Raw genomic sequence first — 19,328 nt, forward strand, 5'->3', positions numbered from 1 at the left:
TCAGTCATTCGTCCAATAATCGATATCGCTTCGCAATCCCCGCCGCGGCCTAGCCTTAGCTTGTTCCTCCGTCCCTGCAACATTTAACAGCCTTAGGGTGGCTAGATTAGATTTGTCCGGCCAATTCAGATATCCGTCTCTCTCCATCCGTCCCAGAGCTGCCAGGATATCCCGCTCCATTCTGCCAGTTGTACGTTCAAGTTCCTTCATGCTCGGAATACGGCGGCGCTGAGACCAAAAATTATAAATAATCCGCAACAGCTTGCGTTCCAAATCAGGAAGCATAGTAGCTGCCTCCTTTCGTAATTTGCTGCTTAAGTGGTTGTGCGGTTGGTTGTACAGTTGGTTTTGCAGGTTGTTTCATAAATGGCTTCACGGGTTGTTTTATGGATGGCATTATGGATTGTTTTGTAGATTGTTTTGCAGATTGCTTCACGGGATGAAGTGCGAGAATTTGCTCAGCTCTAAAGGCTCTTGGTGCTCCCGTTTGCAGACATGTTGCCCGAACCAGCCCATTGCGAATGGCATGAATGTGAATGGACCGTTGTGTAATTCTGCCGCTGCGATCCATGTATATGATCTCGACCACCTGGTTAATGTATTTTTTCACCAATATCATCTCCGATAAGAACATTTGTTTGTATTATATACGAACTTATGTTCTTTAACAAGTAGCAAATGGCGCCTGGCTGCCCACATTTTTCCTTAAGATGACTCGTTTAGATTTTGTCAGGCAATGTTAAGGAAGAGTAAGAGGGTGGGAGGAGAAGCATCGGGTATTAAAGGAAATTTCGATCATGTGAAATGAAAGGAGACTGCATTATGTGGAAGCTTGGTGAAAGATATCGAGGCAAAGGGAAGGGGATTCTGTGGATTATTGCGTTTTGCATACTGATGGGGTGTGCGTATGTGGCATACATTCTGTTTAGCGTGTACTGGTCATAAAGAAACTTGCAGGGAGTCTGCATCTTGAGACCAAATGGGGTTGTTAATCCCCTTGTTCCTTTAGATTCAGGCTTAACCATCGGTAATAACCATTGCGACTCGCCTGCAAGCTGGTTGTCTAGTATGGAGGGCGTCCGCTAGATGTATTTTCTACATTTACTTTAGGCGAATAAGGGTAAGTTTTGCGAAGTAAATGTAATTCCTACATCTAGTTTACGGCATTTTACCTGACTAGCCTCCATATCTCTTTTCTAACTGTAAGAAATGCAGCTAGTTTGTGTTGTCATCGATAAACGGCAGTTTTTAAATGTAACAAATGCAGTTAGCTCGAGCTAACTAGCTAAATACGAGTGGCTGATAGCGATTGTAGATTAAGAGATTAGAGATTAAAGATTAAAGATTAACGAATAATGGACAGCAAATAGCGGAAGGTGATTGGTGAACTTAACAATTAGATAGCATAAAGCGGGACAACTAGTAGACAGGCATCGAGGAAACAAGTAGACAAGTATCAACTGCAAAATAACAAGTCTTAAAATATAGCAGCAAATACGCAGAGTAAACTCCCAGGCGCCATGGGAATTTACTTCTGCAATCTGCTGAGAATCGTGCCAAGCGTTCCAATATCGATTGGATCGGTTGCCTTCCAGTCCGGACTGATCCCCGCGTTCGCAATGAGCCATTCGCGGCCGCTTTCTTTCCAATTCTGTGTTTTTTCAGGTTCAACCGTCTCTGACTGTTTGCCTCCTTTATGCTTCAAGCTCAAAAATTGGGCAATACCGTTCACATGCCCTTTGGCAATGGCTTCAATTATCTTCTGCTGCTTCAGTTTGTTCGCATCGCCAGTTACATCAATGAACAAATTCTCTGTCAGCACCGCGGGCATTTTGCTTTCCCTAAGCATATGAAGATTTTTGGCCTTCTTGCCCCTGTCAGTGACGTTATAAGGCTTGAGCTCCGCCATAATTGCGTTATGCAGCATATCTTGTAGAGATTTAGAAGCCGCCGATGCCGAGGTATATCGGTAAGACTCGAATCCTCCGGCACCGCCCCCGGCGTTGCAATGAACGGAGATAAGAATATCAGCGCCCGCTTGATTGGCTTTGCTGGTACGCTCTTTTAAGGTGATATCAGCATCTGTCGTGCGTGAGAGCACTACCTTTACATCCGCATACTGAGCTTCAAGTTGTTGCTTCATGGCAAGTGAAATACGGAGGGTAATGTCTTTCTCCTTCAATCCATTTCCGGTTGCTCCCGGATCTTTCCCTCCATGTCCCGCGTCGATCCATACCGTTTTCATTGATCATCCGCCCCTTTCAATGCTTGCTTCACGAACTGATTGCCGTATACCGCAAACGCTCCGGTAAGAATGCCCTGAATCAGCGAATCCGGCCCCCATCCAAGCAGCCAAATGGTTAGCAGAACTGCAGCGACGGTAACGATATATATAATGCTCCAATCGGGAATCTTGGGCGTTTTTTTGAGAATATAGCCGATCACCCAGCATACTGCCACAACTCCGATTAAATACGGATGTATGAGTTCAAAAATAACGTTCCAGTCCATCACTATCTTCCTTTCCAACTTTTAATATAGTTTATTCCTCCAGGCGGTCCAGCCGCTTGTGCGCTTGCTTAGTCGATTCTTCCACCCGCGTTACACGTTCGGATATTCCATCCAAGCGCTGGCTTTGAATACGCACGTCCACCCTGATATCATCGACGCCGCGTTTGATATATTCCACGTCTGTCTGCAGGGTCGCTCCGGCCTCCGCATCTTTCGCTGCATCCTGGCGTATGGTCCGTGTGCGTCCCAACCAGCCTAGCAAAATTCCACTAACGGCCGTCGCAATGGAGATGAGTATCGTAATTTCCATCCTGCTCCCTCCGTTTCAAAAAGAATAGCCCCCGGGATCGGGGGCAAAAATTAAAACCTTTATTTGGCGTCCAGCATTTGCTGGACTTGATCTTTCCACCGAATTGGTACATCGTCCAGCGTCTTAAGGCTAGCCTTGATCAGATCGAAATAGATTTTAGCCAACGATCTCACCTCCGGTTACGATTTCAGCAAGCTCAGCAAGAGCTAACTGCATCTTGATCTTATCGTTCTCCTGAACCTCAGCCAACTCAGCAAGAGCTATCTTTAACCCGTTGTTTTCCGCTCGGAGATGTTCGAGCTCGCTTGGCTCTTGTGTTTTTGCAGACTAGTGAGTTCGTCGACCTCTTCCAATGTCAACCCCTCGCCCCACATGTTGGGTTGTTCCAGAACGGTATAAACCGGTGGCTCCCCTCGTTCTTCTTCAGGTAGAGCGACCCATTCGGAGTAGACTCTTTGATATTCATCTTCTGTCGCCGTTACTTCGTCTTGGTACGCTTCCCACGCTGCCAAATCAAAACGCGGCCAAAACAATCCAGGGGACACCGGCACACCCACGATGTAACCGACCGGCTGCGGTTTCTTTTCGGAGAATTCGCCGTCCAGTTCCACTGGCTCCGTCTTAGGCGGTACAGCATAAAAAGGAACGACACCAGTAAAGGTATCGTCTACAAGTTCGTCTTCGATATAAAGGCCGTCAAGCCCAACTTTAGGTACTGCTTTCAAGTAGACCCCTCCTTATTGCTCTGCCTCGATAATTATCCCATCGAGAAATACTGTTCCATTTGGGCCAACGTCAACCGTAAACTCTCCTGAAGGATAAATTGTTATTCTTCCCTGTGCGTAAACTTGGCTAGTATTACGTGATAATACTCCAATACTTCTATTTGCTTTCGGCCGATAGCCCTGAGGGAGTATGAAGGCAGAAAGAGCACCTACTGATCCTCCCTCTATAGTTCCTTTAAATAATAAGAGGCTACCTATTTTTTTGTACCCCATACCATGATTGCTAGTCCACCCGTTCAACAGCGTTGGCGTGATCCATTGCAGGCTTGGAGCATCCTTCTCCGTCTTCTTCTGTTCAATGACGCTTACCCGATGCAGCGCTTCGGCCACACCTGTTGTCAAGTTGTTAATCTGCGCCTTTTCGTTTGCAGCTAGGCTGCCGCTAATCGGCTGAATCGGAAACGTGTCCAGTTTGGTATAGGTGACGGAATAGGCTGCGGATTGATCATAATTCGCGCTAAAAATGTAAGCTTGCTCCGTTCCCCAAGCGCCAGTTACCGATTCTTTAATCCATTTATGATCACGACCAGAATCCCGATATATCGCTATTATTTCTGCTGCCTTGCTGGACAAAGACGTCCCAACCCCAGTATTGTTAATTATCCAATTGGTGTTGGTATGCTGCTTCGGCTTTACACTTTCCCGCAACACTATCCCTGTACCTACATCAACCAAATTATCGCCTTCTGCCAGCGTTAGGCAACCTTCCACCGTGACTGGTTCGACGATTTCTTTTGCAAGACGGTATAGGAGCTGATAAGATGTCCTGTTAGGAGCTTGGGTTGTTGGCAAGGTAGATGTATCCGCTACGCCAGGTTTATTTATGGTTTTCCAATATTTTGTGCCCGTCCCCACATAAGGTACTGAGCCGTTTTGGTTACACATTGTCCAACCCCAAAAATACGCTTTTATCTCGTCGACCGAAGGAGTGTAGCTGCTTCCCCACCCGCTTTCTTCGATAGATATAGTCAAACTAAATAAGTTCTCAGATAGTAATTGCATATCTGCCTTATCCCATATACCACCTGCCGCCATACGTCTCTCCAAAAGCACTCCATTGAATTTAGTAACGCTAGCAGAGTCTTTAAGTTGACCCGATATTGGTAGGTTAACGGATTTATACTGACCATTCGAATAGTTATTCCCAAATGTCCAATCCATCGACCCATTTAGTACAATCTTTTTCCACTTCATCAGCTTAAAATACTGACCATCCCACTCAAAAAGTACGTCTGGATCGCTTAAGTCCGTTGGGTTAGCATGTAGCTCCGTTTGAAAGGCGAGAATTGATCTGCGTTGAGACTCAAACAGTTTGGCTTCGCTAAACGTAAGCATTGGATTCTTTAACTTAATAGTGCCTCCGCCAGGCTCATACCAAGCTACCGTAATTTTCGAGGTATTTTGCGGCGTAATAAATGTCCCTTTATTGGGTATATTGGCCGCAGTAATCTGCACTCCACTGCGATCTATAAAACCCACCCAAAGTGTCCCTCTATCGTTTACATCCCATGAAAGTGCATATTCCTGCTCAGGAATTGCCGATACTATGGATTGGAATGCAGTTCCTGCTGACGAAGCTCTAAACGTCGCCTCAACCTCATAGGGTTCCTTTATGTTTAAACTGGTTATCCCTGCGCCTGCCGTCCACTCATAAAACGGTGGCAGCAAATTACCAGACGTTGCAATCGCATAGGGATTTTCCACGCCTACAATACCTGAAGAAACGAACGGGTATTTATCAGCAATTTCCTCACTGGTCATCCCATCGAGTGCCGCGTACTCGGCCTCTGAAAGCTTATAGATGCTCACTTCGTCGATATTACAACCTTCGGCTCCGGTTCCTGTAAAGTTTTCATTTCCATTTTGATCAACAAGAGCAATTCTCGGAACTACATAACGAGCGCCAGGAGGAACTTTTGCCTTAACATACCCATATGTAAACTTCGTAGGGTTATCATAAATAACGCTTCCTCCAATTATTCCACTTACATTCTCGGTACCTGTCTCGTTCCAAAAAAATAAGGTCATGTGTGCACCAGCAGATTGTGGCTTTATCCATGCTCCAAAAAGAATATATTCTCCTTCTGAAACCCTGTAGCAGTCTTCTACTACACTTCCTGCGAATCTATAATAATGAGTAGTATCAGTTGAAGTATCCGCTACAACCTTTAAAGAAGCACTTCCAGACTTTTTGATAGTTGTGTCTATACTAGCATTTACTCTATTGTAAAAATATCGAGGGTTTAGACTTTCACATCCTCCCCAGCTACCGAGTATATTAATAAGCGTTCGTCCCCGTACTTCGCCAAGCTTAAAGCGTGCGTCGCGCTTAGCGTTGATCGTTTGTAATCCTGGCTGCAGTGTAATAAACTCGGTGCTGGATCTATTTAGACGATTTTGGACATTACCAACGGCCTCGTCAATCTTATCCCAGTTCTCATTCAGCATCGTCTCAATATTAAAATACTCATTCCCATCGGCTACCGGATCCTTCTTCAACAAGTTCAAGTGTTCTGTGTTACTTGCCAACTGAACCACCTCCTGCAAATTTTGATAGCGGCACCTGCTCCAATTCGCCAAGCGTCATGACGGCATGGATGTCTTGAATCAGCAAATAGCTGAATTCGTACTCGACCGCCAAGTGCGCCGGTTTAAGCTCCTCAATGACAGCTTTCAGATCATCCAAATTCGGTGGAACGCCAATTGTATCAATAAACTTCACCGTGAAGCTCCATTCATCCGGCTGAAAAGATACATCGACCGTACCGCCGTCGTATGCTTCGGCTACATTTTTGACCAATCGGCCGGTAAATTGCCCGGCACCCCTCAGCTTTGACTCCACAACGGCGCGCCGCTGTTCCAGTGGCTTGGCCAGGTCTGTTTCAATCCCCAGTTCCTGCTCCCAGCGGTTCAGCCCCCAGGTAGCCGTCTTTACGAAAAATTGCTCCAATGTATCATCGAGCGCCTGGTACAGCAGATCCAGTTCTGCACCTTTAGCATTCATATCCCCTCGCATCACGCGAGAAGTTTCATAATAACCCGGCAGATATGAAAAAAGCTCGCGCCCTCTCGGGCTTGTCATCATTTGAACACTCATAGACGACCACCATTTCCAGCACTCATTATCGCTTTATAATTCATGATCTCAGGCATCATCCTCAACAACAATCGCCGACTCGTGCTTGCACCAGCCCACGAACACTCCATCACCACATTACGCATTCACTACCACCGTCCCCAACACGGCGACCTGACCGGGCTGAATCTGAATGTTCGTATCCGCGTTACCATTCACCGTTAGATCGGAGTAATCGATAATCGGTGGAATATCCAGCAGAACTGAAGCAATACGCGTTACCCGCACGAGCGGATCGGCAAAAGCCAGCTGCTTCAAATATGCCTGCACTCCCTTTTCGATCAGCGCCTTCACTTCGGCCAAGGTAGCGCCATCCGCCAAGGTCAGCTTAACGCTGATATGAATCGGCACTTCCTCAGCCGCCATCACGGTCACGACCGGCCCCGCCGGAGCCATGCCCTCTCCTTGCCCGTCCTGCGTCGGGTCGATATATTGCTGGGCTGCCGCAACGATATCCTCGTTGGCCGCGCGTTTGTCCGCATCAAGCAAATAAATGCCGACCGTTCCCGCTCCGTTCCATAACGGATGAACCTGTACGCCGCCAACGCCCGGCACCTCTCCGGCCCATTTCATATACTGGGCTTTGTTTCCGCTTGTCCCTTGGCTCCGCACCTGATTTAGAAAACGTTCCAACAACGATTCATCCGACTCTACATCCGTGCCGCCCCGCGTCTCCTCCAGGTTCGTCACAGACACAATCCCGTTCACCGAAGCAGACATCACCGTAATCACTCCTGCAGACACCGTGCCATTGCGGCCTGATTCTACGGCTCGAACGCCTACTAATGCCACACCTGTGTCATCCAGCGTCACAGCTGCCGTCGTCGCGTATTCAATAGAAGCTTCCCCCGTAATTTCATCGGCCGGAGTAGCTACCAGTGTGCCCGCAGGCACCGCTGTGCCTGGCGTTCCGGTAAACTGAACCTGTCCGGTTGCCGCCGTCGCCGCACGCCGCGCAACGCCATGCTCTGCCGCCCGCATATCCAGGTATGGCCCATAGGACGAGCTGGCAAAACCCCATTCCAGCACCTGCCTGGCCCAAAGCGCGGCCTCCGACAGCATAAAAGCCACAGGAGCCTGCGCATCCCAAATAAACGAGCCCTCTGATTTGTCGATATCATCAGGCACCCGGCTTAGCATTCGCTGCATAATCTGTTCTTCCGTCTGTTCTTGCAAATATACTGGCAATCCTGCCATTACACGGTCACACTCCCTTCCAAAACTGCAGTCTCATCTCTTACATTCATCACGCGGCAGGAGAACAAGCAGGCATCCCCAGACCAGCGAAAAGAAAACTGATCCACCCGCGCCGTACGCGGATCTATCATCAATGCCTCCGTCGTCATGCGCTGAATTTCCGATTCCAGCGCCCCGCGGCTCATCCCCCGGCCAATCAGGCCTTCGTATTCCTGCCCGTAATCGCGGGAATAAATCAAGTGATGATACCTTGCCGTTCGCACGGCTTTTTCACACCACATCATCCAGGCTGCGGTCTCGTCGGCGGACGCTATTTTTCGCGTAGGGGTCATCCGGAACTCGCCTGCCTCAAAATCAAACAGCCAGCTCCGCCCAAACATTCCTCCAGTTGCCGCACTCTGCTCCCCCAGTACGTTCAGCTCATCCGACCCAGCCGCGCCCGAACCAGCGCCCCATTCCTGCTCCTCAGGAAATAAATTAGCCACCTTGGCTCACCACCCTGCATAGGACGACCACCTCATGGCCGCCATTCAAATTAGCGGCAACGACGCGATCCCCCGGCTGAAGACCGTCGGCCAGATTAACGCGAACGTCCTTGATCTCGGCCGCCTCAAATTCAAAACGCGTTCGCGGACCCGGTACTCCAAGCGGGTATCCCTCCTGATCGACGGGCGACATCATCGTTCCTATCATATGAAAAGCCGGAATTTCCAAAGTGACCGGAAAATCCGCAACCCAATAATTTTTAATTTCGTGTTTGAAATGATCCAGCTTCAGCCCCGATGCAGTTATCGTTCCGAGCTCCGTGGACATGCCGGACAGCATATCTTTGGCATACCCCGCCATCTGCTCCCGGAAAACGGCCGCCAATGATTTATAAGGATCAGCCATGGTTGAGATAATACCTCCTTTTCACATAGTCGTATGACCCCAGCTCCAGCGACATCCGTCCCGGATCGCCCAGCTCATGCGATATTGACATGACGATCAGTTCCAGGCCGTTTAGCTCCACCTTATCACCAGCCCGCAGCGTGTTAATGTCGAGCCCGTTGACGGTGAAGGTCTCCTGAAGGCTAGTCAGCATGCTTTTGGCCAATTTTTTGGCATCCGCCGGCGTCTTCACATCCTCGTCCTGAACAATCCGCTGCAAAGTCCCGAATGTACTGACTTCTCCCGTCTCTACCGCCAAAAATTGCGATGGGGGATCGGCTTTGTTCTTATCGCTGCCGGTTCTCGGACTCGCTGGTTTGCTGCTATCGGTGCTGCCAATCACTTTGACCTTAGTGATCGTTCCCTCCAAGGTCCGATGCTGGTCGATGCCCTCCAGAGCTTCAAGCTTCCATACGGTTTTGTTGCTGCCGATTTTGAACAGCTCGAGACCCGCAGGCGTCATCCGCGGCATGTACGCATCCCCGCCGAGCTTCACGGTCTCCCTTAAGTCCGTTACGATCATGTTATAGATCGCTTGAGAGCGGTAAGTCGCCTTACTTAGGGCCTTTTCCGTGTCCGGAATGGAGGCCAGATTGATTTGCCAATCCTGCGCGTATTTCTTGAGCCGCTGGCTTGCTGTTCCTCCCGAAGAGAACAAGTACTCATCCTCCGATTTCGCGAGGTAAATGGTCCGGTCGTACACCACAAGGCTGAGGCTCTTGCTGCCGCGATTGCTGCTGATACATTCCCACACCACGCCGGGATTCAGCAGATAGACCATTTCCTTGCCTCCAAAGGGTACTCCGCTTACGCGAATCGTCTGCCCCGGAGCAATGGCCAGTCCAGATTCAGGCACCCGCAGATTGATGCGGGCCTCATACGAAATTTGATCCAGCGAATCGGTTAAGGAGACACTCTCGATCAATTCCCGCAAATAATGCTTATCCTCCAGAACCACCTCATAACTCATGACGGCATCACCAGCTTCTGCCCTGGTTTGATCAAATTGGGATTAGGGCCGATCGTTTTTTTGTTCAAATTGTAAATAGCCGACCATTTGGAGCTGTCGCCGAGCTCCAGCTTGGCAATTTTGGAGAGGCTGTCGCCGGACTTGACGGTGTAGGCTTTTGGCTTTTTTTTCAAATCAGGACGATTCGATCCACCACCGCTATTCCCGCTGCCTGCAGCACTCCCCGCCTTCGTATGAACCTTTGGCTGCCTCCACATCCGGGCCGTCAGATCGAAGTAAATGTCGTCGGGCTCCCCGCCCTTAAACGTAGTGTCATGTACCGTGATAAAAACGAGCAGGTTCACCAAATTCTCAATAATCAGTCGAACGGGGCGCTTGCTGTTCATCATCTCCGTCAGCAGGTGCATGGCTTCCTTTGGCGCAGGCTGCATCTCGTGGTCTCCCCACCATGCGGGAAAAAAAGAAGAGAAGGTGATCTCCCTCACCCTCTCTGCCGTTGCCATATCAAATTCCCCGTAAGATAGCATATTCAAGGTCTCGTAGCCTTTGCCCCGAGTGATTCTCACCTCTTCCGGATTGACGGGGAACACGAAATCGGTGCCTGCCGCTTCATCTATTAACCTGATTTCCACTCTTTGCTCCCCCCTTATTTGGTCATATTTATAAGTACTCTGCTTATATTATGAGTCACATGCCATCCAACCTGCTTGGAAATACTATCAATATCGATTTCCTGTTGCTGCTGATGAATTTGGACCATCCCCGGAGGCATATTTACTATAATCTCAGGGGCTGGCTGAGGTGCAGCCGCCTGGGGAACAGGGGGATTTGGAGCAGGGAGCGGTCCATTTAATGATTTGAAATACTCAGCTGCACTCAAAATCTCTTCATCCGTTAACGGGGTCCCAGAAGGCTTATTGCCAGTACCGAAAATAATCTCGTGCTTGAGTTGTTCTATATCGGTAGTTGGGTGCGATTTCCTTCCGCCGCCACTTAAGTAGGCATCAGCTATAGTCGTTCCCGGAGGGTAAGGTGGGTCATGGAATGTGCGTTTTCCTTTTTCACTAAATAAGTCATATATGCCTACCCCGATTTTTTCACCAATCATATCACTTACTGTATTTCCAACTACTGTTGCTATATAGTTTTTAGTAAAGAAGCCAGTTACTGCCGTTCCAATCAAGCCGCCCACAAAGCCCCCTATTTTCCCTGCTCTCTCCCTATCAGTCTTGGCAGTAAATATCTCATGGGCTGATTGGATTTGTGAAATACCCGGTATTTTTATTATCTTTTTACCCTTGCCTATAAACTCCGTTACCTTCTTCACCCAAGGTTTATCCATAAAGCCCTTTATTTTACTGTTATTCCATAAGTCTTTGGCCTTGGGAATCCACTCGTTCTTTACCTTGCTGTTGTCCCACGCTTGTTTTACTTTGCTATTCTGCCAGGAATCCTTGATCTTCGGAAGCCATTTATTACTCCACTGATCTTTAAGCTCCTTTTGCGCTCCGTCGACTATATCAGATTTTATTGACTCTATTAATTTATTTCCGAATTCCTTCAAAGCGTTCCCGGCATCGGAAATCATCGTATCCCACGGAATATTCGAGAACTTCTCAACAATACGTTGAGGATCAATGAGCTCCAGGAATGCCTCAAAGAATATCTGACCGAGCGTCTTACCCGCTGCTTTGCATAGCGGCTCGCTTTCTGGAGGGTTGCATCCTGAGGATTCTCCGCATTTGCACTCTCCTGCCGCCTCAGCCGGACAATCAACAACTTCCAGCGCGTCAAAAATACACTCTAAAGCTTCCTGGAAAGTCACCGAGATCCGCTGTAATAAACTTTCTCCTTCAGCACAGATCTGTTCAGCTACAGAGCCGCCAATCGCAGCTCCAAAGCCTCCCATTTCCACCTCGACCCGCCACCGGGTACGGCTCAACTCCTGCAGCGCGCCCCTGATCTCGGCGATCTTCGGCGTCGCCAGGTCGATCAGTTCGGCCACCGGACGGGCCGCGGCCTGATTAAGCCGCTTCATCGTTGCGCTAAGCCGGATGGCCGTTTCCGTGAAACGGTCCTCTAACGTAATGCTCGGCCGCATTCTCGTGTTACCTAGTGCGAGGGCGCGCCGCCGGGTTTGCAGCAGCATGTGGTCCAGGCCTCGCAGCTTCCTCTCCGCGGCATCGAGATCCCGGGAATCGATAATGATGTCCATTGAACGCAGTTCTTGATTCGCCACGTTTTACCTCCTTTCTGCCGTAAATCAGCCATCGCGGACTCATCCAGACGGCTTCCGCCCGAAGCCGGACGGCGAGGCTGAAGATGACATCATCTCCAGCTCCATCTCCGTAAAAGCCCGCAGCAGCATGCGCTCTCCCTTCGGGAGAGACCAGAACTCTCCGGGGCGCAGACTATGCCTGCTCCACATATGGAACAAGAGCGTCGTCATGCCGCCGGAGTTCGCTAGTTTTTTAGGTCGGCAATGTCCACCCCGAAGCCGGACAGCTCCAGCACCTTATCGCCTACAGCATCAAGCTCCCCGGCGAGAAGCATACGGCGCACTGCTTCATCTCCGCCCGACAGCCGGAGCCGGCTCGTAATGCGCTCGTCGCCCCAGCCGCTCAGCTTCACGCTTTGCTCCTGGCCGTCGCCCTGCTTGCGCACGACCTCCAGAGCAGAGGTCGCCTCCTTAATCAGCGTCGCATTAAACAGCTCGCTGTCGATCTTTTCCGAGACGTGGCCTTTCGTCGTTTTGCGGACCGTGCAGCGCTCGCGGATTGAATCGACCTTGCTGGAGGTCAGGCCGCGCAGCGTTACGCGCAGGCTTAGCCGGGAAATAAAAACGGTCTCTTCCGGCAGATTCGCTGCCGTCTCGAAGAGACCGTCGAGAATATCCTGTTCGTTCCACTCTTTTACATCGCTCATGTTCGTTTTCTCCTTTCAATTTCGGGAAAGTTTAAGGTCCTGTGATCGGATCAAGCAGATCATAGCCCTCGAAGGTGAACGGCGTTTCTTCAACAACCTCTTCCCCCGCCGTCCAATTAGCCAGCTGGATTCTATCGACCATACAGTTCTTCAGCTCAATGCGTTCAAAGCCGTACGCCTCTGGGTCATCCAGCTTCTGAATAATATTGAACTTCTGAAAGCCCCTCTGGATCATGTCGGAGGTCACTTTGTAGCCGCTCATCGTACCGGTGCCTTTTTTGCGGCCCAGCTTGAAGACGGTGTATTCCGTGCCCACCAGATTGAGTTCTCTTTTATCCGCCTCTACGTTGGCCTCCAAGTGATTCAAGTTCGACTGCCATACGCCATCGATAAAAATCTGCCCGAACGTCCCCATAATGACGCGGCTTGGATCGAGATATTGTGCCATCTTATCAATTCCCCCTCAAAATTATTGCACGTAGAACGTGCCGAAAATTTGTTCCATCACATCAGTGTCGTCCGCCTGCCAGGTCAGGAATACCTGATCATCCTCTGGCCGCATGACTGCGCCGTCCCCGTAAAATCTCGGATCCAGCGTCACGTCGTAGCCCGTAGCTTCGATGACACCCTCCGAAGCCAAAGACTGCAAATAATGCTTGCCAGCGCTAATCAGCGCCTGACGGCCTTCCTCTGTATTATTGACCTTGCCGATGTAATGATCCTCCGCCTGACGCTGCAAATCAGCATTAATCTGGTCAATAACGCGGATTTTGCGGATTTTCTTCCAGCCCTTGTTCTGGCCCTGCTGCAAGGTAATCAAGCTGTTCACCCCGCGCAGCACCTTGACCCGGCGGCCGTCATGCACTAGCAGGAATACGCCGTTGTGCGCCGCCTGCTCCTGTTCCGAGCGCGTCCAGCGGCGGGTCACGTCCTCAAACGGCGACGCGGCATACGTCGTGGACTCTTTCAATGCCTGTCCAGCAATCAATCCGGCGACCCAAGAAGCGACCTGTGCGGAGGAATACGATTTTCCGTTCAATACAGCCCCCGTCCCTACGTTGATGACTCCTTCAAAATCCGCTGCGACACTGCGAGCAATTGCTTTATTCACGGCATCTGCGCCCGTATCCTCTGCGAATGTTCCGCCGAGTGCGGCCATAATGCCTTTGCCCTCGCTGCGCACCCGTTTGATCCAGGCGACAAGGCTCGTACGCAGCGCCGCGTCCGTAACCCCGTCGAGCGTTAACACATGAAAATCCTGCGTCTCAAAAGCTTCCGTAGCCGCGATATAATCCGCGTTCGTAATCCCTGAAATTCCGCTGGCCCCCCCTTCAAAAGTCACGCCGGACACATTGGCGAGGTCGCTGCTAAACAGCTTCTCCGCCACGATCCACTTATTTCCCGCATCCTCATTGATTGCGGCAACAGCAGTATCCACATCGCCAGTACCCAGCGTGATCGTGCGGAGCAGCGCGTTGCCTTCATAGAGCTTGAGCTCCTTCACGTCCGGCACGGCCAGGCTCGATTGAATTGTCACCTTAAAAGCATTGCCGCGTTCGCCGCTGTATTTGGCGCTTAGCTTCAATACATCCTCAGGACTCGCTTCACTGTTCTTCAGTACAAGCTCGGCCGGCGCAGCAGAGCTGTCCGCAATCCGGTAGGCCAGCAGCTTCTTTGCGCCGCCAAGCAGGGAGAAGTACAGCGTCGTATAAGCCGTTGCCCCGCCGGATTCGTCGGTTGAAAACAGCTCTTTGATGGCATTTTCGCTCGTTACCTCCACAAATTGGCCGATCGGCCCCCAATGCGCCTTGACCGGAGCGACCACCACGCCCCGCGCGCCCGGCGCGATCGCTGATCCCGCCGCACTTACAAAGTTCATGAACAGCCCCGGCAATACCGGCTGACTCGTCAAATTCCAATTTCCTGCTGCCATATTTACTTCACCTTCCTATTCAAAAATAGTTGTACCTGCTTCTTTGCTTCCTGAACTGTCAAGCTGCCGCCAGGCAGCGAATGATATGCGCCCGCCAATACCTCTGGCTTCACACCCATCAACGCTTCCGACTGCTGCATAATTTCATCAAGCGGATACATTGGCTCGGCAGCCTCAGATGCATTGACAGCTTTCGCTGCTTTGTTTGCTTTACTCGCATTACCTGCCTCGGCTTGAACCGCTTGAGTGGCTTTAATTGCTTCAGCTGCCGTTTGAGCTGCTTTCTTTTTTTGTGCCATTGCTTTTCACCTCAAATTGATGTTCGTTTGTGTTGAATAAACTGCATCCGTGCCCCCTCGTCCACAGCGCTCGTGATGCGCCGGCTGAACGTCACCGACAGCAGTCCCTCCGTTACTCCGTTTGCATTCCAATTTACCTTAGGCTCTAGGACGGTCAAATACGTCTTAGTGCCAGGTTGCAGCGGAATCTTCACTGCTTTTCCCAGGCCTTCAATCAGGGCAAGAACCGCCAGATGCTCTTGATCTGCATCCGTCCCGGCGATAAAGGCGGTGAACTTTTTCCGCAGCTCCCAAGAAGTTTTTCCATGCGGTGTCGATTCCATGTCGACAATCCGCCACATGACTGCGGGCGGTTCATAACCTAACGGCCAGCTGCCGTTATATACTTGCCAATCCGGGCCCAGCACACGCTGCGTCCATGTCTGGGTCGCATTAAGCCATGGGTCACTGCTGATTTGTACCGTTCGGCTTAGTGGTTGCGGCACCATCAAGGCGAACCGCAGGCCTCGTTTCACGGCATCCCTGGCTTCATCCGGCGTATCCGGCCCGATGTTTCCCTCGAAAACACAAAGGAATCTCTCCCCTGTCCCAGCCCTCAGCAGCTGCTTGTCCAGCGCTTTAACCGTTTCCTCACTCAACCCATCCAATCCGGCCGGACTTAAGCGGGGCACGTAAAGCCACAGCTCGATGATTTGCCTCAACCCGGACCAGGCGCCGTTTGCTTCCACCTCTCCCTGCAAATACAACGCGCAAGGCAGTAAAGCTTCTTCCCCAAACCCGCTAGAAGAGTTATAGACCGCATTCAGTCCGGGCACCGCATCCAGCAGCTTGGCTGTCACCGCACTTCTCATAAAGCACACCATTCCTGCATCACTAATTTATCTGCTCCGACATTGCACAATGGTATCACCTCCCCTTAGGGCTGCCGCCTCGCTTTCGTGGACTCTCCCAAAGAACGGCAAAAACCGCTGATTCGTCAGCGGCTTTCGTCCCTCTCTATTCATTTCCACAATACAAATTTAACACGTTTAAAGTACAGCGAACGGACATCCCCTGGTCATAAACCGGACATCGGGCGGACAGACTTTAATAACTCAACATTTATCGATAAACGAAAAAAGCCTGCCTCGTCCATCCCAGAACAAGACAAGCCATCTATAAATGTCTTCTCCCCATAACATTCCCCCCATCGGCAGCACATCGCACATTAGACTGTTTAGTGCTAACTTCCCGTAAGGGATTTAGCTAATTTCTCCAAATAGCTATACTCTATTGATTCAAGATCCATAATCATTGATTTTACCTTGGATGTGTCTGAGCTGTCCCCTTTAATTATTTGCTTAATCATGTAATTTCGAATAACTATGGCCTTTTCTTCAACTTCTTTAAACAACTTAATGTATAACTCATCATCTATTAAGTTCAGTCCTCCAAGAAACTCAATCCTTCTTGTCATTAATCGCTTATGTTCAAATAAAAGATGAAGGGCTCTTAAAAATTTAAAATTAGCCCCGGCCATATTACACAGCTCGTTATAGATTTTAATGCCGAAGGTAGGTTTCAAACTCCCATGCAGCTCTGGCCTTTCTTTTGGGACGCCTTCCAAAAAGCTATATTTATGTGAAGTATTCGTTGAATTTAAATAATCATAAAGGGTTTGAATAAAATATTCTAAATTAAAATCATATTTTTTCCATTGATTGATTCCTATTAGTTGGATACCAAAAATATTATCCCATGAATCTGTACTATAATCATTTTTCAAGTCAACTGCTTTTTCTATTTCTTCAAAACTTGCCGTACTAAGCATATGAAAATTTTGAAAGTAATCTGCAACATAAAAAATATTCCTCTGTTTATTGTAACCGTAAACAAACAAATCATGAGGTGAACTTTTTCTAGTCTTGTAAGCTGAAATATGCTGTTTATCAATAAGAGTATATATGTAGTTATTGGAATCCAAGATTTGCATAAAAAAATCACAAATATTTATATTCAAATTTGACAGCATAAGCTTACTTATGCTGTGAATGTTCAAAAGGGGATGATACTCCCTCATAAGGGGCTGATAAAATTCAAGAAAATAGTCCGTTTCAAATTCGTTATTATAAATATCGAACCTTAACTGCATATGATTGGTAAAAATCCAATTATTATAAGATGGATGCTGTACCAATATTGAGGAAATATTCGCATGAATTGGATAACCTGTTATCAATGGTTGTCCCATAAATAATTTTTTTTCCAAAAGTTAACCCCCTACAGAACGAATTAATTTTCAATAGTCATACCATTTTTTCACTGCCTTTAAACTACTTTAAACCTTTTTACATAATACTAAATTAAACGATTTAACTTTTCAACCATTTATTAACTTAATAAGGTAAAGATTTATATAAAACCTAATAAATTTAGCGTAATCTCGATTTCATTATTAAAAAAAAGCCGGCTTCAGCCGACTCAATGCACAGATAAGGTTGCTCTCCTCTCCCCTGGTTCCACAAATACTTCAAGCTTCATAGCTATGGCGAGCAGCTTGAGCGCGCTGGCTTTGATGCGCCGGTATGTCCGGTCGCTAATGCCCATTTCCCCGCAGCTGATGAAGTCGTATTCGCGCTCGCCCGCCAAATAACTGCGTTCAATAACTTCGCGCTGCATAACGGTAAGCCCGCCCATGGCCTGATCCAGCAGCTCCGATTTTCTCCGCAGCTCAGCCTCCCGGTCGATATTGCGCAGCGCAACCTGCTCGGTCGGCTTGTGAACGGCATGTGTAGCCCCGTGATATCTCTGTGAATAGCTGTGCGTCACACTCGCCAGTTCGCGGATGTAGCCAATCTGCCGATACTGCCGCACCTCTTCAAGAAACCCAATAACCGCTGCTCGGGTTGCGGACTCATCCACCGGCAAACTATGAAAAATCGTAAATGAATTCAATTGTCGCTTGCTCATTGTAAATCCCTCCATGAAATTCATTATTCTGCGTTTCCATTGCCAATACGGCAATAAAAACACTGTACACTTACAAAGCAACAGCCTTTGTTTTCTTAAACAAATTACGTTTAAAGTGTTGATTTGCCCCTTCATTCAAGGTAAAATACATATATAACGTTTTAATCCATTCACTAAATTACCAATTCGGTAACGATAATCCGATTATATATTACCATTATGGTAATGTCAACATCTTACATCGTTAATTTCATTCAAATATTTCTATGCCATTATGGTAATGGCGAGTTATTAGTATAGTTCAAACAAAAGAGGGAGTGTCTATGCATACACTGGGCGATCGGATCAAACATCTTCGAGAACTGAGAAACTTAACCCAAAAAGACCTCGCATCTAGAGCAGGCTTAACGACTGTTCAGTTGTCGAGATATGAGACGAACGACCGGAAGCCAGACCCCGAATCGTTAAGAAGGATTGTCGATGCGCTGGATACCAACGGGGATTATTTGCTGGGGCGGACTTCCGATCCTTCGCCAACGGAGGAAATACAGGCGAGCATGTCCTTTTACGGCGGACCGGAGGCTTACACGGCGGATGAAATCGCTATGATGGAGGCCGCATTGAAGGCTTACCGCGAGCAGAAGAAAAAGCTTCTGGACAACCAATCCAATAATTAACTATAATGAAGGCATTACCCTGCAATCTCATTTATTCTCATTCGGGTCCTTAACCAGGACCTTTATTTGCACCTTTATACCGAACATACATTCCCATAAGGGGTGATCTCCATGTTATTTTGTTATTATCAAGAGACCCATCTGGAGCAGTGGATTAATGCAAAATACCGAAGCAGCGGCCTGCTTGATGCCGAGCAGCATGATATCGAGCGGATTGCGGAAGCTTTTGACATAGAACTCATATATGCAGACTGCCCGTCTTTTTCAGATAACGAGGAACGGGTCATATTCCTGAATAAACATACCCACGATGTGATGGCCCGGGTCATTTTCTTCCATGAATTATGCCATGTCCTGAGGCATGCAGGTGATCAGCGCGTCATGCCCAGCCTGTTCAAGGATGCCCAGGAAGCGGAGGCGGATCAATTTGTCCTGTATGCAGCCGTCCCTTTCTACATGTTCGAGAAATTGCCCATTCCGGATCAGCGGAGCGAAGCCATCCCTTTCATCTCTGAAGTATTCCATATTCCGCTTGAACTGGCCGAGCAGCGGCTCGATCAAATTCAGCGGCGCGTCCTGCACGGCAGTCTGATGGCAGCGGCCCAGGAGGCTGAAAGAAGACAGAAGGAGACCGTGGTCAAATGGTCGCCCGAAACACAGCGGATTCTTTCCCAACTGGAGAAGCAGCTTTGGGAGAAGGGGTGAA

General features: G+C 48.9%; 25 protein-coding genes. 2 read left to right on the forward strand and 23 right to left on the reverse strand.

Going from position 1 to position 19,328, the window contains the following annotated elements:
• The 23 genes from GNP95_RS09540 to GNP95_RS09640 all read right to left on the reverse strand — a co-directional run bounded on the left by GNP95_RS09540 (position 1) and on the right by GNP95_RS09640 (position 17,945).
• Positions 1–285 (reverse strand): hypothetical protein, encoded by a 285-nt coding sequence (locus tag GNP95_RS09540; protein ID WP_155610583.1) that lies wholly within the window; start codon positions 283–285, stop codon positions 1–3.
• Complete coding sequence (locus GNP95_RS26725; RefSeq protein ID WP_413773734.1) at positions 275–610, reverse strand: hypothetical protein; 336 nt, start codon at positions 608–610, stop codon at positions 275–277. The genes GNP95_RS09540 and GNP95_RS26725 overlap by 11 nt, the downstream gene beginning before the upstream one ends.
• A gap of 918 nt (positions 611–1,528) precedes the next feature.
• The gene (locus GNP95_RS09550) at positions 1,529–2,245 is read right to left on the reverse strand and encodes an N-acetylmuramoyl-L-alanine amidase (protein WP_155610585.1); all 717 of its coding nucleotides are present in this window, start codon (positions 2,243–2,245) and stop codon (positions 1,529–1,531) included.
• The gene (locus tag GNP95_RS09555) at positions 2,242–2,511 is read right to left on the reverse strand and encodes a phage holin family protein (protein WP_155610586.1); all 270 of its coding nucleotides are present in this window, start codon (positions 2,509–2,511) and stop codon (positions 2,242–2,244) included. The genes GNP95_RS09550 and GNP95_RS09555 overlap by 4 nt, the downstream gene beginning before the upstream one ends.
• Before the next feature lie 31 nt (positions 2,512–2,542).
• Positions 2,543–2,821 (reverse strand): hypothetical protein, encoded by a 279-nt coding sequence (locus GNP95_RS09560; RefSeq protein ID WP_055107265.1) that lies wholly within the window; start codon positions 2,819–2,821, stop codon positions 2,543–2,545.
• A gap of 59 nt (positions 2,822–2,880) precedes the next feature.
• Positions 2,881–2,985: a CD1375 family protein gene (locus GNP95_RS26420; RefSeq protein WP_269058951.1), complete on the reverse strand. Its 105-nt coding sequence runs from the start codon at positions 2,983–2,985 to the stop codon at positions 2,881–2,883.
• Between the two features lie 102 nt (positions 2,986–3,087).
• A complete protein-coding gene (locus GNP95_RS09565; RefSeq protein ID WP_155610587.1) occupies positions 3,088–3,546 on the reverse strand; it encodes a hypothetical protein in 459 nt (152 codons plus the stop codon).
• A 12-nt stretch (positions 3,547–3,558) separates the two neighbouring features.
• Complete coding sequence (locus tag GNP95_RS09570) at positions 3,559–6,135, reverse strand: hypothetical protein (RefSeq protein ID WP_155610588.1); 2,577 nt, start codon at positions 6,133–6,135, stop codon at positions 3,559–3,561.
• A complete protein-coding gene (locus GNP95_RS09575; RefSeq protein ID WP_155610589.1) occupies positions 6,125–6,703 on the reverse strand; it encodes a YmfQ family protein in 579 nt (192 codons plus the stop codon). The genes GNP95_RS09570 and GNP95_RS09575 overlap by 11 nt, the downstream gene beginning before the upstream one ends.
• A 117-nt stretch (positions 6,704–6,820) precedes the next feature.
• A complete protein-coding gene (locus GNP95_RS09580) occupies positions 6,821–7,939 on the reverse strand; it encodes a baseplate J/gp47 family protein (RefSeq protein WP_155610590.1) in 1,119 nt (372 codons plus the stop codon).
• Positions 7,939–8,424 (reverse strand): DUF2634 domain-containing protein, encoded by a 486-nt coding sequence (locus tag GNP95_RS09585; protein ID WP_413773735.1) that lies wholly within the window; start codon positions 8,422–8,424, stop codon positions 7,939–7,941. The genes GNP95_RS09580 and GNP95_RS09585 overlap by 1 nt, the downstream gene beginning before the upstream one ends.
• Positions 8,417–8,830, reverse strand: a complete 414-nt coding sequence (locus GNP95_RS09590; protein WP_155610591.1) for a hypothetical protein — start codon at positions 8,828–8,830, stop codon at positions 8,417–8,419. The genes GNP95_RS09585 and GNP95_RS09590 overlap by 8 nt, the downstream gene beginning before the upstream one ends.
• The gene (locus GNP95_RS09595; RefSeq protein ID WP_155610592.1) at positions 8,823–9,839 is read right to left on the reverse strand and encodes an XkdQ/YqbQ family protein; all 1,017 of its coding nucleotides are present in this window, start codon (positions 9,837–9,839) and stop codon (positions 8,823–8,825) included. The genes GNP95_RS09590 and GNP95_RS09595 overlap by 8 nt, the downstream gene beginning before the upstream one ends.
• Complete coding sequence (locus GNP95_RS09600) at positions 9,836–10,471, reverse strand: LysM peptidoglycan-binding domain-containing protein (RefSeq protein WP_330163333.1); 636 nt, start codon at positions 10,469–10,471, stop codon at positions 9,836–9,838. The genes GNP95_RS09595 and GNP95_RS09600 overlap by 4 nt, the downstream gene beginning before the upstream one ends.
• A gap of 14 nt (positions 10,472–10,485) precedes the next feature.
• Positions 10,486–12,054, reverse strand: a complete 1,569-nt coding sequence (locus GNP95_RS09605) for a hypothetical protein (RefSeq protein ID WP_155610593.1) — start codon at positions 12,052–12,054, stop codon at positions 10,486–10,488.
• Positions 12,055–12,117: 63 nt separating this feature from the next.
• Positions 12,118–12,288 carry a cupin domain-containing protein gene (locus GNP95_RS25740; RefSeq protein ID WP_196427118.1) on the reverse strand — a complete coding sequence of 57 codons (171 nt, stop codon included), beginning with the start codon at positions 12,286–12,288 and terminating at the stop codon, positions 12,118–12,120.
• Between the two features lie 14 nt (positions 12,289–12,302).
• Entirely contained in the window at positions 12,303–12,764 is a 462-nt protein-coding gene (locus GNP95_RS09610; protein WP_155610594.1) for a phage tail assembly chaperone, read from the reverse strand.
• 31 nt (positions 12,765–12,795) lie between these two features.
• Positions 12,796–13,212 carry a phage tail tube protein gene (locus tag GNP95_RS09615; RefSeq protein ID WP_155610595.1) on the reverse strand — a complete coding sequence of 139 codons (417 nt, stop codon included), beginning with the start codon at positions 13,210–13,212 and terminating at the stop codon, positions 12,796–12,798.
• Positions 13,213–13,233: 21 nt separating this feature from the next.
• A complete protein-coding gene (locus GNP95_RS09620; RefSeq protein WP_155610596.1) occupies positions 13,234–14,697 on the reverse strand; it encodes a phage tail sheath family protein in 1,464 nt (487 codons plus the stop codon).
• A 2-nt stretch (positions 14,698–14,699) separates the two neighbouring features.
• Positions 14,700–14,996 carry a hypothetical protein gene (locus GNP95_RS09625; RefSeq protein WP_155610597.1) on the reverse strand — a complete coding sequence of 99 codons (297 nt, stop codon included), beginning with the start codon at positions 14,994–14,996 and terminating at the stop codon, positions 14,700–14,702.
• 11 nt (positions 14,997–15,007) lie between these two features.
• Positions 15,008–15,847 carry a hypothetical protein gene (locus tag GNP95_RS09630; RefSeq protein WP_155610598.1) on the reverse strand — a complete coding sequence of 280 codons (840 nt, stop codon included), beginning with the start codon at positions 15,845–15,847 and terminating at the stop codon, positions 15,008–15,010.
• Positions 15,848–16,218: 371 nt separating this feature from the next.
• Positions 16,219–17,244: a hypothetical protein gene (locus GNP95_RS09635; RefSeq protein ID WP_155610599.1), complete on the reverse strand. Its 1,026-nt coding sequence runs from the start codon at positions 17,242–17,244 to the stop codon at positions 16,219–16,221.
• A gap of 212 nt (positions 17,245–17,456) precedes the next feature.
• Positions 17,457–17,945 (reverse strand): ArpU family phage packaging/lysis transcriptional regulator, encoded by a 489-nt coding sequence (locus GNP95_RS09640; protein ID WP_155610600.1) that lies wholly within the window; start codon positions 17,943–17,945, stop codon positions 17,457–17,459.
• A gap of 323 nt (positions 17,946–18,268) precedes the next feature.
• On the opposite strand from GNP95_RS09640, the gene GNP95_RS09645 reads away from it, so the two are divergent.
• Both GNP95_RS09645 and GNP95_RS09650 read left to right on the forward strand, forming a co-directional pair.
• On the forward strand, positions 18,269–18,622 hold the full coding sequence (locus tag GNP95_RS09645) for a helix-turn-helix domain-containing protein (RefSeq protein ID WP_155610601.1): 354 nt from the start codon (positions 18,269–18,271) through the stop codon (positions 18,620–18,622).
• 111 nt (positions 18,623–18,733) lie between these two features.
• A complete protein-coding gene (locus GNP95_RS09650; protein WP_155610602.1) occupies positions 18,734–19,327 on the forward strand; it encodes an ImmA/IrrE family metallo-endopeptidase in 594 nt (197 codons plus the stop codon).
• Position 19,328: the final 1 nt, after the last annotated feature.

The organism is Paenibacillus woosongensis (assembly GCF_009725165.1).
Lineage (GTDB): Bacteria > Bacillota > Bacilli > Paenibacillales > Paenibacillaceae > Fontibacillus > Fontibacillus woosongensis.

Excerpts from the sequence above, each read along its gene's own strand:
- GNP95_RS09590 (WP_155610591.1), bottom strand. The coding sequence starts at position 8,830 with ATGGCTGATCCTTATAAATCATTGGCGGCCGTTTTCCGGGAGCAGATG.
- GNP95_RS09615 (WP_155610595.1), bottom strand. The coding sequence starts at position 13,212 with ATGGCACAATATCTCGATCCAAGCCGCGTCATTATGGGGACGTTCGGG.
- GNP95_RS09640 (WP_155610600.1), bottom strand. The coding sequence starts at position 17,945 with ATGAGCAAGCGACAATTGAATTCATTTACGATTTTTCATAGTTTGCCG.
- GNP95_RS25740 (WP_196427118.1), bottom strand. The coding sequence starts at position 12,288 with ATGACGACGCTCTTGTTCCATATGTGGAGCAGGCATAGTCTGCGCCCC.
- GNP95_RS09555 (WP_155610586.1), bottom strand. The coding sequence starts at position 2,511 with ATGGACTGGAACGTTATTTTTGAACTCATACATCCGTATTTAATCGGA.
- GNP95_RS09620 (WP_155610596.1), bottom strand. The coding sequence starts at position 14,697 with ATGGCAGCAGGAAATTGGAATTTGACGAGTCAGCCGGTATTGCCGGGG.
- GNP95_RS09625 (WP_155610597.1), bottom strand. The coding sequence starts at position 14,996 with ATGGCACAAAAAAAGAAAGCAGCTCAAACGGCAGCTGAAGCAATTAAA.
- GNP95_RS09645 (WP_155610601.1), top strand. The coding sequence starts at position 18,269 with ATGCATACACTGGGCGATCGGATCAAACATCTTCGAGAACTGAGAAAC.
- GNP95_RS09560 (WP_055107265.1), bottom strand. The coding sequence starts at position 2,821 with ATGGAAATTACGATACTCATCTCCATTGCGACGGCCGTTAGTGGAATT.
- GNP95_RS09650 (WP_155610602.1), top strand. The coding sequence starts at position 18,734 with ATGTTATTTTGTTATTATCAAGAGACCCATCTGGAGCAGTGGATTAAT.
- GNP95_RS09610 (WP_155610594.1), bottom strand. The coding sequence starts at position 12,764 with ATGAGCGATGTAAAAGAGTGGAACGAACAGGATATTCTCGACGGTCTC.
- GNP95_RS09540 (WP_155610583.1), bottom strand. The coding sequence starts at position 285 with ATGCTTCCTGATTTGGAACGCAAGCTGTTGCGGATTATTTATAATTTT.
- GNP95_RS09550 (WP_155610585.1), bottom strand. The coding sequence starts at position 2,245 with ATGAAAACGGTATGGATCGACGCGGGACATGGAGGGAAAGATCCGGGA.
- GNP95_RS09595 (WP_155610592.1), bottom strand. The coding sequence starts at position 9,839 with ATGAGTTATGAGGTGGTTCTGGAGGATAAGCATTATTTGCGGGAATTG.
- GNP95_RS09575 (WP_155610589.1), bottom strand. The coding sequence starts at position 6,703 with ATGAGTGTTCAAATGATGACAAGCCCGAGAGGGCGCGAGCTTTTTTCA.
- GNP95_RS09580 (WP_155610590.1), bottom strand. The coding sequence starts at position 7,939 with ATGGCAGGATTGCCAGTATATTTGCAAGAACAGACGGAAGAACAGATT.
- GNP95_RS09630 (WP_155610598.1), bottom strand. The coding sequence starts at position 15,847 with ATGAGAAGTGCGGTGACAGCCAAGCTGCTGGATGCGGTGCCCGGACTG.
- GNP95_RS09605 (WP_155610593.1), bottom strand. The coding sequence starts at position 12,054 with ATGGACATCATTATCGATTCCCGGGATCTCGATGCCGCGGAGAGGAAG.